At 69.0% G+C, this 18,040-nt stretch carries 13 protein-coding genes and 1 tRNA gene; 8 read left to right on the plus strand and 6 right to left on the minus strand.

All coding sequences use genetic code 11. The features are described from left to right. Positions 1 to 109: 109 nt before the first annotated feature. Positions 110 to 3,004 (minus strand): PAS domain-containing protein, encoded by a 2,895-nt coding sequence (locus ASF18_RS05140; RefSeq protein ID WP_348271391.1) that lies wholly within the window; start codon positions 3,002 to 3,004, stop codon positions 110 to 112. A 345-nt stretch (positions 3,005 to 3,349) separates the two neighbouring features. Next, positions 3,350 to 4,258, minus strand: a complete 909-nt coding sequence (locus tag ASF18_RS05145) for a LysR family transcriptional regulator (protein ID WP_056350092.1) — start codon at positions 4,256 to 4,258, stop codon at positions 3,350 to 3,352. Between the two features lie 90 nt (positions 4,259 to 4,348). On the opposite strand from ASF18_RS05145, the gene ASF18_RS05150 reads away from it, so the two are divergent. After that, entirely contained in the window at positions 4,349 to 4,792 is a 444-nt protein-coding gene (locus ASF18_RS05150; protein WP_056350094.1) for a PACE efflux transporter, read from the plus strand. Positions 4,793 to 4,973: 181 nt separating this feature from the next. Here ASF18_RS05150 and ASF18_RS05155 read toward each other — a convergent pair whose 3' ends face one another. Next, positions 4,974 to 5,375, minus strand: coding sequence for a PRC-barrel domain-containing protein (locus ASF18_RS05155; protein WP_056217803.1), 402 nt, complete (start codon positions 5,373 to 5,375; stop codon positions 4,974 to 4,976). 728 nt (positions 5,376 to 6,103) lie between these two features. On the opposite strand from ASF18_RS05155, the gene katG reads away from it, so the two are divergent. The 3 genes from katG to ASF18_RS05175 all read left to right on the plus strand — a co-directional run bounded on the left by katG (position 6,104) and on the right by ASF18_RS05175 (position 9,968). Beyond that, a complete protein-coding gene (katG, locus tag ASF18_RS05160; RefSeq protein ID WP_200917515.1) occupies positions 6,104 to 8,392 on the plus strand; it encodes a catalase/peroxidase HPI in 2,289 nt (762 codons plus the stop codon). 208 nt (positions 8,393 to 8,600) lie between these two features. Continuing rightward, on the plus strand, positions 8,601 to 9,296 hold the full coding sequence (locus ASF18_RS05165; RefSeq protein ID WP_056217808.1) for a VIT family protein: 696 nt from the start codon (positions 8,601 to 8,603) through the stop codon (positions 9,294 to 9,296). A gap of 390 nt (positions 9,297 to 9,686) precedes the next feature. Beyond that, the gene (locus ASF18_RS05175; protein WP_056217815.1) at positions 9,687 to 9,968 is read left to right on the plus strand and encodes a hypothetical protein; all 282 of its coding nucleotides are present in this window, start codon (positions 9,687 to 9,689) and stop codon (positions 9,966 to 9,968) included. A 293-nt stretch (positions 9,969 to 10,261) separates the two neighbouring features. Here the strand turns inward: ASF18_RS05175 and ASF18_RS05180 are convergent. Beyond that, positions 10,262 to 10,337 (minus strand) — tRNA-Ile (locus ASF18_RS05180). 365 nt (positions 10,338 to 10,702) lie between these two features. On the opposite strand from ASF18_RS05180, the gene ASF18_RS05185 reads away from it, so the two are divergent. The 4 genes from ASF18_RS05185 (at position 10,703) to ASF18_RS05200 (ending at position 14,856) form a co-directional block, all read left to right on the plus strand. Continuing rightward, positions 10,703 to 11,794 carry an alkene reductase gene (locus ASF18_RS05185; RefSeq protein ID WP_056349967.1) on the plus strand — a complete coding sequence of 364 codons (1,092 nt, stop codon included), beginning with the start codon at positions 10,703 to 10,705 and terminating at the stop codon, positions 11,792 to 11,794. 178 nt (positions 11,795 to 11,972) lie between these two features. Further along, entirely contained in the window at positions 11,973 to 13,871 is a 1,899-nt protein-coding gene (locus ASF18_RS05190) for a PAS domain-containing protein (RefSeq protein WP_056349970.1), read from the plus strand. Then, the gene (locus tag ASF18_RS05195) at positions 13,868 to 14,590 is read left to right on the plus strand and encodes an HAD-IA family hydrolase (RefSeq protein WP_244472585.1); all 723 of its coding nucleotides are present in this window, start codon (positions 13,868 to 13,870) and stop codon (positions 14,588 to 14,590) included. The genes ASF18_RS05190 and ASF18_RS05195 overlap by 4 nt, the downstream gene beginning before the upstream one ends. Positions 14,591 to 14,631: 41 nt before the next feature. Beyond that, a complete protein-coding gene (locus tag ASF18_RS05200; RefSeq protein ID WP_056220943.1) occupies positions 14,632 to 14,856 on the plus strand; it encodes a hypothetical protein in 225 nt (74 codons plus the stop codon). 5 nt (positions 14,857 to 14,861) lie between these two features. Here the strand turns inward: ASF18_RS05200 and ASF18_RS05205 are convergent, their stop codons facing one another. Both ASF18_RS05205 and ASF18_RS05210 read right to left on the minus strand, forming a co-directional pair. After that, on the minus strand, positions 14,862 to 17,315 hold the full coding sequence (locus ASF18_RS05205) for a PAS domain-containing protein (RefSeq protein ID WP_056349971.1): 2,454 nt from the start codon (positions 17,313 to 17,315) through the stop codon (positions 14,862 to 14,864). 124 nt (positions 17,316 to 17,439) lie between these two features. Continuing rightward, positions 17,440 to 17,937 carry an outer membrane protein assembly factor BamE gene (locus ASF18_RS05210; protein WP_056220949.1) on the minus strand — a complete coding sequence of 166 codons (498 nt, stop codon included), beginning with the start codon at positions 17,935 to 17,937 and terminating at the stop codon, positions 17,440 to 17,442. Positions 17,938 to 18,040: the final 103 nt, after the last annotated feature.

Below are 18,040 nucleotides of genomic sequence, written 5' to 3' on the forward strand. Positions count from 1 at the left end.
CCGCCCAGCCTGAGGTCCAGCAGGGATACGGCCGGCGTCGCCCGAGGGCGCCGGTCGCCTCATCGGTGCGCGGCGGGGCGAGGATCGGTGTGCCGGTTCCTCCGCCGGGTCAGCTATCGGCGCGCCCTTTCGCACCCTTGCCCCGGCTCGGCGTCGCGGACCGCCCGCCACCGGTCCGGCGCCTCACCACCTGGCGCAGGATGGCGGAGACCTGATCAGCCGAGTAGGGCTTCTGCAGCAATTCGAATCCATGCGCGCCTTCCTCGGCCAGCACGTGGCTGTAGCCGGAGGCCAGGACCACGGGCAGGTCTGGCAGACGCCGCCGCAACAGCTTGGCGAGCTCGATCCCGCCCATTCCCGGCATGACCACGTCGGAGAACACGACGTCGAAACCGCCGCCATCCGACCCGATGCGGTCCAACGCCTCCTCCGCGTTGGCCGCCCAGGTCGTCGCGTAGCCGAGGTCCTGCAGGATCTGGGTCGCGAACCGCCCGACCTCGATATTGTCCTCGACCACCAGGACGCGCTGGCCGGCGCCGCCCGGCTCCAGAGCCGCCGTTTCGGAACCGTCCTCGGCCGCGACGAAGTCCATCTCCGCCTCGGGCAGGTAGAGTGTGAACGTCGTGCCCCGGCCCGGCTCGCTCGCGACGGCCACGTCGCCACCCGACTGCTTGGCGAAGCCGAACACCTGGGACAAGCCGAGGCCCGTGCCCTTGCCGACCGCCTTCGTGGTGAAGAACGGCTCGAAGATCCGGGTGAGGACGTCGGCAGCGATGCCCGTGCCCGTGTCGGTGAGCGAGACCGCTGCGAAGGGCCCGGGGGCCCCGGCATGGCCGCGAATGGACGGGAGCGGCACGCCGCAATCCAGCCGCAGGGTCAGGGTTCCTTCGCCCTCCATCGCGTCCCGGGCGTTGACCGCCATGTTCACGAGGGCGGTCTCGAACTGACTGACGTCCACCCGCACGCAGCACGGATGGTCGGGCAGCTCCGTCCGGACCGTGATGCGCGCCCCCGTCACGGTATCGAGCAGGTCCGCGACGCTGCGCAGCCGGCTGCCGACGTCCACCGTCTCCGGCTTCAGGGTCTGGCGCCGCGCGAAGGCGAGGAGCTGTCCCGTCAGCTTGGCCGCCCGGTCCACCGTGTCGGATACTGCGTTGAGGTAGCGGGCCCTGCGCGCCTCCGCGAGATCCGGCCGGCGCAGGAAGTCGACCGAGGACCGGATGATGGTCAGCAGGTTGTTGAAATCGTGCGCGACCCCTCCGGTCAATTGCCCGATTGCCTCCAGCTTCTGGGACTGGCGCAAGGCTTCCTCGGCCTGCTGCAGCGCCTGGCCCTGGGTCTTCTCCGCGGTGACGTCCCGCCCATAGGCGTAGACGAGCCCCCCCTCCACGGAGGTCCGCCAAGAGATCCAGCGCGCGGTGCCGTCCGCGTGGCGGTAGCGATTCTCGAAGTTGTTGAGGTGGTCGGCAGCCGCGGCCTGAGACAAAGCCGCCTCGGTGAAGACCGCATCCTCCGGCCAGACGAACGCCAGGAAGCTGCGCCCGACCACGTCCGACGGATGCTGTCCCAGGATCGCCTCCCAGGCCGGGTTCACCGCCCGGAAGACACCGTCGGACCCGATGACGACGAGGAGGTCGCGCGAGTTGCGCCAGACCCGGTCGCGCTCGGCAGTGCGTTCGGCGACTCGCTGCTCCAGGGCCTCGTTGAAGCCGACGAGTTCGGCCATCACCCGCTTCTGGTCGTCGATATCGGTGCTGGTGCCGACCCAGCGCAGGACGGTGCCGTCGCCGGCCAGCACCGGCTGCGCCCGCGCCAGGAACCAGCGATAGGCGCCATCCCCGCGCCGGAGACGATATTCGCACTGGTATTCCGACAGAGAGGCGACGGTCTCGCCCCACCGCTTGGCCACGCGGGCCTGGTCGTCCGGATGGATGATGGCGAGCCATCCCGCCGCGTCGAGGGTTCCGGGCCGCAACGCGCTGTAGGCGTAAACCCGCTCGTTGAACCAGTCGGCGGCGCCGGCCGCATCGGTGGTCCAGACGAGGTTGGGCAGCACCTGCGACAGGACGCGAAACTGCTCTTCGCTGGCGCGCAGGGCCTCCTCGGACCGCTTGCGGGCGGTGATCTCGAGGGCGGTCCCGAGCACGCGCACGCAGCGGTCGCCCTCGAAGAGGCCTCGCCCCTTGGCGGCGACCCAGCGGACCAGTCCGTCCGCCTGGCCCACGGTCCGGTACTCGACATCGTAGACGGCGCGGCGCGCAGGATCGAGCGCAGCGGCGAAGGCCGCCATCGTCGCCTCGCGGTCGTCGGGATGCAGGCCGGCGAGAAACTCCGCGCCCGAGACCGGGGCGTCGGACGACATGCCGAACATCGCCTTCACCCGCTGCGGCCAGAAGGCCGTGTCGTTCACGACGTCCACGTCCCAGAAGCCGATGTGGGAGGCCTCGCTCGCAAGGCGCAGACGCGCTTCCGTCTCGCCGAGGTCCGCCTGCGCCGCGATCTGCGCCGTCGTCTCGGCGCAGGCGCAGAACACACCGACGACCCTGTCCGCGTCGTCCCGCAGGGGCGAGTAGGAGACCGTGAAGGACGCCGACTCCGCGTCGCCGCCCCGCTCGATCACGAACGGCATGTTCTCGGACAAGGTCGCCTCGCCGGCGAGGGCGCGCGCGACCATGGGCTCAACCTCGCTCCACTCACCCGAAAAGACCTCGCGAAAAGACCGGCCGAGGGCGGCCGGATGCCGGAGCCCGAGAATCTTGGCAAAGGCGTCGTTGTAGAGGACGGCAAGTTCGGTCCCCACGGCCGCGAACATCGGAAAACGCGAGCCCAGCATCAGGCTCACGGTCGCGCGCAGACCGGCCGGCCAGGTCTCCGGTCGTCCGAGGGAGGAACCGGACCAGTCGTGCGTGCGCAGCCTCGCCGCCATCTCGCCGCCCCCCGCGAGACAGGCCGGTGCCGCCTCGGGCCCTGCGGCGGGCCCGTCCTCCTCCGATCCGCCCTGCACGACCCACACCTCTCCGCGACGCCTTTGCCCACCCGCTTCCGAAGAGTCCTCCGCGCGCCGTGCCGCAGGCACCGCTGGACGGCACCGGTCCGCGCGACGGACGCTTGCCTGCCTACGCGGCGATGGAAACGGCGCGCCACCGCTTCGGGGACTCTTCATGCCAGGTTTCGTCCTGCGTATCCGGCACGTCGTCGTCGCACCGCCCCGCACGCACAAGCGGGTTCGCGACGCGGCGTCCGCCAGGGACCACGCGCGAGACCGGTCGGACGGCTATGCCGCTCCCCTGGATCGGCATGCCCCGGTGGCGGGTCCGCAGGACACGAGGGCGCGCCGGAGCTCCCGTCCTCAGGCCGTCCGGCCGACGCCCGACGCGTTGCCGACCCGCTCCGCCGCGAAGCGCTCGCGCAGCCAGGCCGCGGCCGGTCCGCAGGGGCGCTGCTTGTGCCAGACCAGTTCCAGGGCGATGGGCCAGTCGCCCTGATCGAATTGCAGATCCGGCGTGACGAGATCGGGCGCCGTCTGCGACGCGGCGATGACGTGGTCCGTGACGAAGGCCCAACCGATCCCGTGCTTAACCATCTCGAGGATCACCCAGTGGCTCTCCACCCACCACACCTCGGCGGCCACCCGCAGGCGGCGCTTTTCAGGCCCGTCGCTGCGCGCGGCGACGAGGATCTGGCGATGCCGTTTCAACTCCTCCCACGCCACCCGCGCCTTCGCCAGGGGATGGTCGCGCCCGCAGACGAGCTTGAGGGGCACCCAGCCGATGGTCTGGAAGCCCAGTTCCGTGGGCAGCACCTCCTGGCGCCACATCACGCCAAGGTCGGCCGCCCCCGATTGCACCATGCGGCTGACATCCTCCATCAACGGGAAGAGCAGTTCCAGCTCGACGAAGGGGAAGTGCCGCGCGAAGTCCGCGAACAGCGCGCCGAGGGCGTGCTCGGGATAGAGTTCGTCGATGGCGACCACGAGCCGGTTCTCCACCCCCTGCTCCAGACTGCGCGCCACGCCGACGAGGTGCTCGCGCCGCTCGAGCACCACGCGGGCCTCCAGCAACAGCCGCTCGCCTGCCGAGGTCAATACGGGATTGCGGCCCGCTCGGCTGAACAGGACGACACCGAGATCGGCCTCCAGGTTCGCCACCTGGGTGCTGACGGCCGACTGGGCTTTCCGCAGCACGCGGGCCGCGCCCGAGAAAGATCCGGCCTCGGCCGCCGCCACGAATGCCTGGAGTTGATCGAGCGAGACCATGATCCATCCGGTTTTCCGATATGTTCTAACTTGCGGCTCGGTGTATGGCAGATAGAAGACGCCGGACCAAAGGGACCGTTTTCGGGAAACATCATGCGCACGACTCGCGATCGCATCCGCCACGCCATCCTGTTCGAGGTGCTGGGGCTCGCCCTGATCATCCCGCTCGGGACGTTGCTGTTCGGGCTGCAGGCCTCGGCCATGGGCGTGATCGGCGTAGGCAGCGCCCTGGGTGCGATGGTGTGGAACTACCTCTACAACCTCGGCTTCGACCGGACGATGCAGCGCGTCGTCGGGCATACCCGCAAGAGCCTCCTGCTGCGGGTGGCGCATGCGGTGCTGTTCGAGGCGGGGCTTCTCGTGATCCTGTTGCCGCCGATCGCTTGGTATCTCGGCATCGGCTTCACCGAAGCCTTCTTCATGGATCTCGCGATCGCAGCCTTCTATGTGGCCTACGCCTTCGTCTTCAACCTGGCCTACGACGTGACCTTCCCGGTGAAGACCTGGGGCGCCCCGGCGCCGGCGCCGTCTCTTTGAGCGCACCGCCGCCGATCCCCTTCATCGGTTCGGCGGACAGGGGGGCACCCTGTCCGCCGCATGGAGCCGGGGTCGATCCCGGGCGGAAACCGACGCGCGGTCGGGAGCGGATCCGGGCCGTTGCACCGCCCTCGGCCGGACCGCGACCCACCTCGCGCGCGAACGCTCCCGCCAAGTGCGCTCAGCGCTTGAACTTGCCGTCGTACTTGAACTCGGGGGCGGCCTTCAGGGCGTCCTTGCTGGCATTCACCGAGGCCTTCCACTTCTTCGCCCCGGCGTCGTAGGTCAGCGCCACCGAGGACGGATCGACCACCACGTAGCGTTCGCCCACACCGAGGAAGCCGCCGACGGACATGACGTAGCCGGTGAGCCTGCCCTTCTCGATGACGAGATCCTTGATCTCGCCGACATTGCTGTTGGTGCCGTCGACGACGTTGAGGCCGATGAGGTTGTAGCTCAGCACGGCGTCCTGCGGGACGGGGGCAAACTTCACGGTGGCCGGCGGCGTGGGAGCCTCGTCCTTGGCGAGAACGGGACCAGTCAGCGCCGTAACGGCGGCGAGGGCGAGAACGAGGCGACGCATGGGGAACTCCTGTTTCCCGGAACGGGGACCGGAAATAGCTGGACGCGACGAAGCGTTCCGAATCGCGGATGGGATTTTGTCCTGGAACCGAATCGGATCGGCCGCTCGCCAAAACCCCGTACGCTCCGCTGGGCGGAAAGTGACCCACGCTCGAGCCGAACAGCCCTTCCCGATGTTTGGCGGCGCCGACGAAGCCGCGCCGTCCTGGTCCGGCGGCACGGTCACGACCGTGGAGGCGAGAATGTCCAACCGCCGGCCGGGCCGCAGCGTAAGCATTGGCCACCCTCGGTGAGGCCGCAATACGCCCGTTCCTCCAACGAGGGAACCAGGAGGCCCTCCGCCCCTGGGGTCCGCGTGATTCGCGCGATCATCGAACCTGCCCACGTCAGCACAAACGCTCCGGGCCGATACCGTCCACGGCGTGAACACACGTGAACACTGTGCCGCATCCGGCATCGATCGCGGATCACCGGTCCGACTCTACGGATGACCCTGATCGGTCCAACGAATTATTGAGCGACTTCTGTCAGCATGAGGGGCCACGCCAAAAGATGAGCCTGAATACACAGACCATCAAATCGCCGTGATAGCGTGTCCGTTCTTTGCAGGCCCGCTATAATTCCTCGGGTTATTGCCTCCAATAGCGCGGAGCGCTCCGGGGGCGTTCCCGGGCAAGCGCTTTTCGAGCAGACGCTCCCGACGACGAGGAAGAGGACGCCGCGTTGACCATCGCCGATTCCAAAAATGTGAACACCAAGACCTTCGAGATGCAGGGGAAATGCCCCTTCGGCGGCGACCGGATCGGCGGCGCCGTGGGCAGTCCGCCGGCGCTCTCGGATTGGTATCCCAACCGTCTGAAGGTCGAGCTCCTTCATCAGAACGGCCCGCAGGCCAATCCCCTGGGCGAGGACTTCGATTACAAGGCGGCGTTCGAGGCACTGGATCTCGATGCGGTGAAGCAGGACATCAAGGCCTTCCTCACGACATCCGTCGCGTGGTGGCCGTCCGACTACGGCAATTACGGCCCGCAGATGATCCGCATGGCCTGGCATGCGGCGGGCACCTACCGGATCGCGGATGGTCGGGGCGGAGCCGGCGAGGCGCTCCAGCGCTTCGCGCCGATCAACAGCTGGTGGGACAACGGCAACACCGACAAGTCCCGGCGCCTGATCTGGCCGATCAAGCAGAAGTACGGAAGCGCCCTGTCGTGGGGCGACCTGATGGTCCTGACCGGCAATTGCGCCCTGGAGATCATGGGCTTCCCGACCTACGGCTTTGCCGGCGGACGTCAGGACGCGTGGGAAGCCGACAACGCGACCTACTGGGGACCCGAGATCTGGGACCCGAACGACGTCGCGTCGTTCGACAGCATGGTAAGCCGCGACAAGCGCTGGCGTGGCCAGAACGGCGATACGGATTACGATCTCGAAAATCCGTTGGCCGCGTCGCACCAGGCGCTGATCTACGTCAATCCCGAAGGCCCCTACGCGAACGGAGACCCGATGGGGTCCGCGCGCGACATCCGCACGACCTTCACCCGCATGGCGATGAACGACGAGGAGACCGTGGCGCTGATCGCCGGCGGCCATGCCTTCGGGAAGAGCCACGGTATGGTGTCGGCCGATCAGGTCGGCCCACCGCCGGAAATTGCTCCGATGGAGGCGATGGGCCTGGGCTGGCACAACCCCAAGGGCACGGGTTTCGCCCAGTATACGATGACCAACGGCATCGAGGGCAGCTGGACGCCGAACCCGACCCAGTGGGACAACGCCTACTTGGAGAACCTCTTCAAGTTCGAATGGGTGCAGACCAAGAGTCCGGCCGGTGCATCGCAATGGACGCCGGCCGATCCGGACGCGCCCAAGACCCCGGACGCGCATGTACCGGGCCAGATGCATGGTCTGATGATGATGACCAGCGACATCGCCCTGAAGGTCGACCCGGACTACCGCAAGGTGTGCGAGAAGTTTCTCAATGACTTCGATGCGTTCACCCTGGCCTTCTCGAAGGCTTGGTACAAGCTGACCCACCGCGACATGGGTCCGAAGGAGCGCTACCTCGGCCCCGAGATCAAGATCGAGGACGATCTGCTTTGGCAGGATCCGATCCCGCCCCGCGATCACGACCTCATCGACGACGGCGACATCGCCGCGCTGAAGCGTGAGATCCTGGCGACGGGCCTGTCGGTCTCCGATCTCGCGTTCACGGCCTTCTCGGCGGCATCGACCTATCGCGACAGCGACAAGCGCGGCGGCGCCAATGGCGGTCGGCTGGCGCTCGCCCCGCAGAAGGATTGGTCGATCAACCGTCGGACCGTGCCGGTGGTGGCCGCCCTGCGGCAGGTCGCCGACGCTTTCAACGGCCGCCAGGCCGGCAAGCGGGTGTCGCTGGCCGATCTCATCGTGCTCGGCGGATGTGCCGCCGTCGAGAAGGCGCTCGCCGACGGTGGCCACCCCGCGACGGTGCCGTTCACGCCGGGTCGCGTCGACACCCGGCAGGAGCTGACCGACATCGAGATGTTCACGTGGCTCAAGCCCGTCGTCGACGGCTTCCGCAACTACGTGGCGGAGGACTTCGCGGCGGTCGCACCGCGCGTCTCGCCCGAGGAGCTCTTCCTGGACAAGGCGTACCTGCTGTCCCTCACGGCCCCCGAATGGGTGGCCCTGGTGGGCGGCCTCCGGGCCCTCGGAGCCAATCACGACGGCTCGCGGCACGGCATCTTCACCGATCGGGTCGGCGTGCTGTCGAACGACTTCTTCGCGAACCTGACGAGCGTCGATCTCGAATGGCGCAAGACCGACCCGAAGGGCATGACCTTCGAGCTGGTCGACCGGGCGAGCGGAGCGGCGAAGTTCACCGCGACGCGCTGCGACCTGGTGTTCGGGTCGAACGCGCAGCTCCGCTCCGTCGCCGAGGTCTATGCGGGGAGCGACGGCGAGGCCCGGTTCACGAAGGATTTCGTGAAGGTCTGGGACAAGGTGATGATGCTCGACCGCTACGACGTCCGGACGCGGTAACCCGCCCCCCGGCGTCTCGTGAGGGGAGGAGGGGCCGGGACATCCCCGTACGGATGTCCCGGCCCCGGCCGCCGTCACGACCGCAGGGTGGACTCCCCGGATCCTCTCGGCTCGCGAACCCATCGCACGGGCGCTGGCACGACGGCATTCTGCGTCGTATCCTGCCGCGCGCGCACCGCGCCAACCCGACCCGGAGGCACTGACTGCCATGCGCCGGTCCCATGCCGAGAGCCACCTGATCGACCGGATCGGCTGGCTCCGCGCCGCGGTCCTCGGCGCCAATGACGGGCTCGTCTCCACCGCGAGCCTGATCGTCGGCGTGGCGGCCTCCACGGCCGCCACCGGCGAGATCCTGGTCGCCGGCACGGCCGGGCTGGTCGCTGGCGCGATGTCGATGGCGGCCGGCGAGTACGTCTCGGTCAGCTCCCAGTCCGACACCGAGCAGGCCGATCTCAGCCGTGAGCGCCGCGAGCTGGAGCAGGACCCTGCGGCCGAGCGCGCGGAACTGGCGGCGATCTACGTCGGCCGCGGCGTCGACCACGAACTCGCGCTGAAGGTGGCCGACCAGCTCATGGCCAAGGACTCGCTGGGCGCCCATGCCCGGGACGAGCTCGGCATCTCGGAGTTCACGACGGCGCGCCCGATCCAGGCCGCGCTGACCTCGGCGGCGACCTTCTCGGCCGGGGCGGCACTGCCGCTGCTCGTGGCTGCGATCTCGCCGGCGAACCTCGTGGTCACCCTCGTGTCCGCCGCCTCTCTGATGTTCCTCGCCGTTCTCGGGGCGCTCGGCGCGAAGGTCGGCGGCGCGAAGGTCCTGCGGGCGACGGCCCGCGTGGCGTTCTGGGGCGCCCTGGCGATGGCCGTCACGGCCGGCATCGGTCACCTCGTCGGCAAGGCCGTCTGATCGGCCATCGGCTTGAACCGGCCCCTGATCCGGCGACGAAAGATCGACCGCAGGGCGTCGCTGCCAGGACCGGTTTCGGTGTCGGAGGCGCTGATGCGATTCGCCCGCTTCCAGCTCCAGCCGGACTCCGACGTCAGGCGGACCATCGAGGCGGCCTGCCGCGCCGCCGGCATCGCGAACGGACCGATTTCCTCCAGGGGTCGCCAGCCTGCCCACCCCGCAAGCCGGGGGGACGCCCAGCCGGCGTTCACCGAGAGGAATTTTATCTCTCGAGGCGGAGGCGGAGAACGACGGACTGCGCGGAACGGTATGCGAAACTGAGCCGTTCCCTGATCCCGGCCGGCGTCAGCCCCGATGCCGCGCCGGCAAAAACCCCCTGTGAGGACGCCCATGAGGAAGTCTCTGTTCGCCGCCGCCATCCTGGCAACCCTGGGCGCCATCTCGGCCGCCCCGGCCTCTGCCACCCCCGGTGTGATCGGAGCGGTCGACGCGCCGACCGCCGTCACCGAGGTCCGGATGGACGGCATGCATGGCCATCGCGGCCATGGTCGCATGATGGGTCACCACCACATGCGCGGCCACATGATGCGTCACCACCACCGCCATCACCGGATGGGCCACCGTCACCATCGCGGCCACATGATGGGACACCACCGCGGCCACCGGATGTAAGCGAGCCCCCTGCGGGTTCCGATCGATCTGAATATGAGCGCGGACGAGAGGGTCACGGCACGCGACCGCGTGGGTGACGCTCTCGTCTCCGCCGGCGGAAATGAAGCTCCCCCGGTGCTTGTTGCGCCCGTGATGCCGGGTCGGCGCTCGATGAACCGTTACGACAGGCAGCCTTGGCGGGCAGGCTGGCCAATCCCAGCCTCGACCCCGACAGCTGTGCAGCCCGTGATCCGAATGACCCGGATCGCCGGTGCCGCGTCGGCCCCAGTGGGGGAGGTTTTTAACGGGAGAGGTGGTGGGCCCGGCAGGACTCGAACCTGCAACCAGACCGTTATGAGCGGTCGGCTCTAACCATTGAGCTACAGGCCCTCTCGCTTCCGCAGCGATGGAAGAAGCGATACCCGAGTGGGAGACGCGCGTCACCCCGGATTTCGAGGCGCGACCGTGAACCGGAGCCGGCTTCGGAGTGGCCATGCGGAGCCTCGCGTCCCGACCGGATCTCACCGATCGTTCTGTCGGCGCACCGTCGTAGGCGGGTGAGCCGCCCCTTCGCTCCTTGGGAGCCGCGCGAGTCGATCGAAATCGAACGGCGCGTGCGCGCCCGCACGGGCGGGGTGCGGCAGTGGACGCCGACGTCTGGCGGTGCCCGGCGCCACGACCACATGAGGACATCGACGGGCGCGGCGAAATCCGCGCGCCGTCCGTTCGTCCTTGAAACAACGTGAGCTTCCTCCATGCCTTCCCTGTCCGACCCGATCCGCATCGGCGCGATCGACGCCAAGAATCGCGTTTTCATGGCGCCGCTGACCCGCGGCCGCGCCTCGCGCGAGCACGTGCCGACGCCGATCATGGTGGAATATTATCGCCAGCGGGCCAGCGCCGGCCTGATCCTCACGGAGGCGACCGGCATCTCGCAGGAAGGGCTGGGCTGGCCCTTCGCGCCGGGCATCTGGTCCGATGAACAGGTCGAGGCCTGGAAGCCGGTGGTGAAGGCCGTGCACGACGCCGGCGGCAAGATCGTCTGCCAGCTCTGGCACATGGGCCGCATCGTGCATCCGGACTTCCTCGGCGGCCAGAAGCCGATCTCGGCCTCGGCGACAACGGCCCCGGACGCCGCGCACACCTACGCGGGCAAGAAGCCCTACGCCGAGGCGCGGGCGCTGTCCGTCGACGAAATTCCGCGCCTGCTGGCCGACTATGACCGCGCCGCGCGCAACGCCATGACGGCCGGGTTCGACGGCGTGCAAATCCATGCGGCGAACGGCTACCTGATCGACCAGTTCCTGCGCGACGGCACGAACCTCCGCACCGACGCCTACGGCGGTTCCATCGAGAACCGTCTGCGTCTGCTCACGGAGGTGACGCGCACCGTGGCCGAGGCCGTCGGCCGGGACCGCACCGGCGTGCGCCTCTCGCCCAACGGCGCGATCCAGGGCGTGGATGATTCGAACCCCGAGGCCCTGTTCGGCGCTGCGGCGGCGGCCCTCTCGAAGATCGGGATCGCCTTCCTCGAGTTGCGGGAGCCGGGCCCGAACGGCACGTTTGGGACGTCCAATCATCCCCCGATCGCCCCGTCGATGCGGGCGGCCTTCGACGGCCCCCTGATCCTGAACTCGGATTACGACGGCCCGCGGGCGCAGGCGGCACTCAACGAGGGCCAGGCCGACGCCATCGCCTTCGGACGGCCCTTCATCGCCAACCCCGACTTGCCGGAACGGTTGTTCACGAGCGCCCCACTGAACAACGACGAAATGAAGACCTGGTACAGCCAGGGTCCGGAAGGCTACGTCGACTATCCGACCCAGGGTGCCGCCAAGGCGGCCTGAGCCGCCGACGCGAGCCGATCGGAGCCGTCTACTGTATAGTTCTATACACGAGGCGGCTCCTCGACTGTCGTGAGACCCGGACCATCGCGGATTCACCTCGATCCACATCGAAGACCGTTAGCGCTATCGCTCGGACGGGAGACATCCTATGTGTTGCGACCGACGAGGATAGCCGCTTTTGCCATCGACCGATGCCTGCTCAGTCGCGCCGACCGGATGGACCGAGTCCGATCGGCTGGCGGAGCTTGCCAGCCTGGATCTCGCCGCGACCGGCCGGGAACCCGTCTACGACGACTTGACCCGCATCGCGGCCCTGCTCTGCAATGCGCCGATCGCGCTGGTCAGCCTCGTGGAAGCGGACCGGCAATGGTTCAAGGGACGCGTCGGGTTCGAGCTACCCGAGACACCACGGCGGATGTCGATCTGTGCGCACGCCCTCGAGGCCGAGGCGCTCCTCGTCATCCCGGACCTCACCCTCGATCCGCGCACCCGCGACAACCCCCTCGTCACGGGGGAGCGGCAGCTCCGTTTCTACGCCGGTGCGGTCATTCGCTCGCGCTCGGGCTATCCCCTCGGTACTCTCTGCGTCCTCGACGGCATCGCGCGTCCCGAGGGCATCACCCCGGTGCAGGCCGAGATGCTGGAGGCGCTGGCCCGGCAGGCCGCGACGCTGATCGAGCTGACCCGGACCCGCCGCGAAGTCGATGCGCGCGAGGCGGAGTTGGAGGCGAGCGAGCGTCGGTTCCGGGTGATGACCGGCGCGATGCCGCAGATGGTCTGGACCACCCGGCCCGACGGCTATCACGACTTCTACAACGACCGCTGGTACGCGTTCACCGGCGTCCCGCCGGGCTCGACGGACGGCGAGGCCTGGAACGGCATGTTCCATCCCGACGACCAGGACCGGGCCTGGTCGCGCTGGCGCCACAGCCTGGCCACCGGCGACCCCTACGAGGTCGAGTACCGCCTGCGCCACCATTCCGGGGCCTATCGCTGGACCCTGGGGCGGGCGATGCCGCTCTTCGATGCCGAGGGGCGGATCGAGCGCTGGTTCGGCACCTGCACCGATATCGAGGACCTGAAGCGGGCGGAGGCCGAGGCGCTGAAACTCGCCGCCATCGTCGAGCAGTCACAGGACTTCATCGGCATGGCCGACCGGGAGGGGTTCGTCCAGCACATCAACGAGGCCGGACGCCGCCTCGTCGGACTCCCCGACGTCACCGCGGTGGCCGGCACGCAGCTCCTCGACTATTTCATGCCCGAGAGTCAGGCGCTCGTCACCGGAACGGTCCTGCCCGCCGTCGAGCGGCAGGGCTGGTGGGAGGGCGAGCTCGCCTTCCAGCACTTCGGGACGGGGGAGGGGATCGCGGTCCTCTACAACATCTTCCCGGTGCGGGACGACGAGGGTCGGTTCGTTGGTTACGCCACCGTCACCCGCGACCTGCGCGAGCGCAAGCGGGCGGAGGAGGCTCAGGACCTCCTGATCAAGGAACTGTCGCACCGAATCAAGAACATCTTCGCCGTGGTCGGCGGCATCGCCGGCCTGTCGGCCCGGACCGATCCGGCCGCCCGTCCCTTCGTCTCGGCCTTCCGGGAGCGCCTCGGCGCCCTGGCGCAGGCCCACGAATACGTGCGCCCGCACTCCCCGGCGAGCGCCCCCGCGGTGAAGGGCCAGACCCTGTTCGGCCTGATGCGCCTGATTATGGCGGCCTACGTGCAGGACGGGCGCGCGCGGATCTTCGTCGACGGGGACGACGTGGCCGTAGGCGAGCGCGCCGCCACGGCGCTGGCGCTGATCATGCACGAGCAGGCCACCAACGCGATGAAGTATGGCGGCCTTTCGACCGAGACCGGCGGCGTCCGCCTCACCGGCCGGCGTGACGGCCCATCCTACATTCTGACCTGGGCGGAGAGCGGCGGCCCCACGGTGACCGGTCCGCCGACCCGGCAGGGCTTCGGCACGGTCCTGGCGCAGCGCAGCGTCGTCGGGCAGCTGGACGGTACGCTGGAGCAGGACTGGGCCCCGAGCGGTCTCGTGATGCGCCTCGTCATCCCGGTGGATCACCTCAAATCGTGAGTCTCCCTCCGTATCGCCTCGTCGTCTTCGATTTCGACGGGACCCTGGCCGACAGCTTTCCCTGGTTCGCTGGTGTCATCAACGGCGTAGCCGACCGCTACGGCTTCGCCCGCATCGCAGAGCACGAGACGGAGACGCTCCGGGGCATGGATGCGCGGGGCATCGTCCGGCATCTCGGGATTCCGGCCTGGAAGCTACCGCTGATCACCCGGCACATGCACCGGCTCGCGGCCCGGGATATTGGGGGGATCCGGCTGTTTCCCGGCGTGCCTGACCTGCTCGCCGACCTCGACGGAGCGGGCCTGCGCCTCGGCATCGCGAGCTCGAATCGGGAGGCGACGATCCGGCGGGCGCTGGGACCGGCGGCCCGCCACTTCACTCACTACACCTGCGGTGCGTCGCTGTTCGGCAAGGCCCGGCGCCTGCGTGCCCTGATCCGTGACGCCAGCCTCGCCCCGTCCGCGGCGCTCTACGTCGGCGACGAGATCCGCGACCATCAGGCCGCGACCGAAGCGGGCTGTGCCTTCGGGGCCGTGACCTGGGGCTATACCCGCGCCGACGCACTTGCGGCGCGAACGCCGGAGCACCTCTTCGCCGACCCCGCGGCGATCGGCCGGACCGTCGTGTCGACCCCGCCACAGGGGATCGGAAAGTGCACAGCGCTCCGGCCGGCCGGATTGCCTATTGCTCCCTCCGCACGCCACGTTAACGTCCGTTAGGTGAGGCGTCCGGAGCGACGCTACACTTGGAAAGCTTGTGCATGGACAAGACGCAGCGATCGCAACCGATCGGACCGGCCGTCTCTTCGGATCGGGAGCCGGGGGTCCGCCGGTCCCGGGCCCGCGGGGCGCGATCGCATTTCCTGGTCGCCTGCCTCGCCGGCGGCCTGCAGGCGACCTATGCCCCTCAGCCCGAATCCGAGGTCTCCGACCTGTTCGCGAGCCTGATCGCGCAGCTCGATTCCAGCGAGCCGGGAAGCCGCTGAAGCGGTCAGGGTCGATCGCGCCGTCCGCGACGACTGCGGGCCACCGCCTTCCGCAGGACCCGTGAGAGCTGCTCCACCGAATAGGGCTTGTGCAGCAGTTCGAACCCGTGGGCCCCCTCCTCGGCCAGGACATGGCTGTACCCGCTGGCCAGTACCACCGGCAGGTCGGGCCGCCGCCGGACGATCTCCTTGGCGAGCTCGATCCCATTCATGCCCGGCATGACGATGTCGGAGAACACCACCTCGAAGCGGAAGGGAATCTTCTCGAGCTGCCGCAGGGCATCGGCGGCGGAGGTCGCCCAGACCGTGTGATAGCCGAGTTCGGCCAGGGTCTGGGTCGCGAAGCGGCCGACCTCCGGGTTGTCCTCGACGACGAGGACGCAGGTGCCGTGCCCCTCCGTCAGCGGCTCGGCCTCCTCGAGCGGCCTGGCGGTTTCGGATAGGCCGGACACGCGCGGCAGATAGAGGGTGAAGGTCGAGCCGCGACCCGGCTCACTCTCGACGAGAACCTCGCCCCCCGACTGCTTGGCGAAACCGAACACCTGGCTGAGGCCGAGGCCGGTCCCCTGACCGACGCCCTTGGTGGTGTAGAACGGCTCGAAGATCCGGTGCAGGTCCCCCGCGGCGATGCCGGAGCCGGTATCGGTCAGCGATACGGCCACGAAGGCGTCCCCGCGGATGTCGAGGGGCGGGATCCCCGAGACGGCGCCGACGCGGATCGTCAGGCGGCCCTCGCCCTCCATGGCGTCGCGCGCATTGACCGCCATGTTCACCAGCGCGGTGTCGAACTGGCTCGGATCGGCATGCACGTAGCAGGGCGTCTCCGGCACCTCGACCACGATGGCGATGCGGGCCCCCGTCAGGGTGCCGACCATCTCGCTGATCGCGGCGACGCCCGCGCCCACGTTGAAGGTTTCGGGCTTCAAGGCCTGGCGCCGTGCGAAGGCGAGGAGCTGGCCCGTGAGCTTGGCGGCCCGCGCAACGGTGTCGGAGATCGCATCGACGTAGCGGCGGCGGCGATCCTCGGCGAGGCCCGGCCGCTTCAGGAGGTCGGTGGAGGACTTGATGACGGTCAGAAGGTTGTTGAAATCGTGGGCGACGCCGCCGGTGAGCTGACCGACGGCCTCCATCTTCTGCGCCTGACGCAGGGCCTCCTGGGCCTGGGCGAGGGCGGCCTCCCGCGCCTTCTCCTCGGTGATGTCGCGGCCGCTGCAGTAGGAGCGCCCGCCCTCCGGCACCGCCGTCCAGGACAGCCAGCGATAGCCGCCGTCGCGGGTGCGATAGCGATTCTCGAAACGGAAGACGGGCGTGCCGCCCGCCAGGGCTCCGACGACCTCGGCGGTGCGCTCCACGTCGTCCGGATGGATCAGGTCGAGCACGGACCGGCCGGCGATCTCGGATTCGGACCAGCCGAGCACGACCTCCCAGGCCGGGTTCAGGCGCTCGAAGTAGCCGTCCGGGTGCAGCACGCCGAGCAGGTCCGGGCTGACCAGCCAAGTCAGTCCGCGCTCGTTGGAGCGCAGGATGACCTGGCGCTCCAGATCGGCGTTGAGGAAGCGCAATTCCGCCTCGTTCCGGCGCAGGGCGATCTCGGCAAGCGCCCGGTCGGTGACGTCGACGCCCTCGACGAAGACGCCGGTAACGGCGCCGTCATCGTCGAAGATCGGCTGGTAGACGAAGTCGAGATAGAGCTCGACCTCCGCCCCGTCCGCCACGCCCTGCAGGGTGAGCTTCGAGGCCGTCGCCGTGAAGGCATCGCCGGAGCGATAGACCGTGTCGAGAAGGTCGAGATAGCCCTGGTTTACGGCGTCCGGAAGAGCCTCGGCGACGGTCCGACCCAGAAGCGGCCGGTCACCGACGAGGCGCCGGTAGGCCGGGTTGGCGAGTTCGAAGCGGTGTTCGCGCCCGCGCAGGACGGCCATGAAGCTCGGAGCCTGGGCGAACAGCTGCTCGAGGCGCTCGCGCTCGGCGCTCGCCCGCCGTTCGGCCTGCACCCGGCCCGTCGTCTCGGCGCACGCGCAGAACATGCCGACGACCTGCCCGGCCTCGTCGCGCACCGGCGTGTAGCCGAAGGAGAAGTAGGTCTCCTCCGGATAACCGTTGCGGTGCATGATGAAGGCGATGCCGTCCATGTGCGTCGCCTCGCCCGCATAGGCGCGGGCCAGGATCGGCTCCACCTGATCCCAGATGTCGTGCCAGAGGTCGCGGAACGAGCCGCCGAGGGCGGCCGGATGGCGGGCGCCGCACATGGCGGCGTAGCCGTCGTTGTAGAGGGTCATGTAGTCCGGCCCCCAGACGATCAGCATCGGCTGCTGCGAGCCGAGCATCACGCCGACGAGCGTCTTCAGGGCCTGGGGCCAGCCGCCCGGCATGCCGAGCGAGGTCGCCGACCAGTCATGGCTGCGCAGGAGCGCGCCGGTCTCGCCACCCTCGACGAGAAAGGCTTCGCGAAACGGCATCCTCGGGTCCTCTGCCCGCCTGGCGTCGAGCCCGGGCGAGCCATTCACGGTCCGCGCCACACGCGCGCCCCCTCAGTCGGCCGGTCGCCCAGCCCCTCGGTTCCCGAGGGGTGGACCGCGATGCCTACAGACCGCGATTTGCGCCGGGCACGACGCTGGTGCCGGACCCGCTGCCGAACGGCTCGTACTTGGTCAGGCCGCGGAAGAGCTGGCTAAGGAAGGCGCGATCGGCGCCGCTGGTCGGCGTGGTCCGCTCGATGAAGTCGAACACCTTACCGTCCTGCAGGCCGTAGAGCGCCACGCGCTCGACCTTGAAGGCGCCGTTGAAATAGACGGCGGTGACCTTCTGGTCCTCGACCCGTTCGCCGAGGAACAGGACGGTACGGCGCGTGTTCTGGCTGATGTAGTACCACGACTTGTTGCCGACGGTAGAGACGGTGGACGGCGTGCCGAGGATCTGCAGCACCTGCTCGGCGCTCATCCCGGGCTTCACGGTGGCGAGGGCGGCCTGGTCGATCTGGTAGCCGTGGCGGATGTCCTCGCCGATGCAGCCGGACACACCGGCACCGATCACGCCGAGGACGGCGAGGCGAGCGAGCGACGAGACGAGACGGCGCGACATCGGCCACCCTTGCTGACAGTGAGAAACTGGACGCGACTTCCGGGAAGGCGTCTTCCGTGACGGTGTCTTGCGGCCCCGATCCCGACCCGACACCGAGGCAAGA

The sequence above is a fragment of the Methylobacterium sp. Leaf89 genome (assembly GCF_001422215.1).
Taxonomy (GTDB): Bacteria; Pseudomonadota; Alphaproteobacteria; order Rhizobiales; family Beijerinckiaceae; genus Methylobacterium.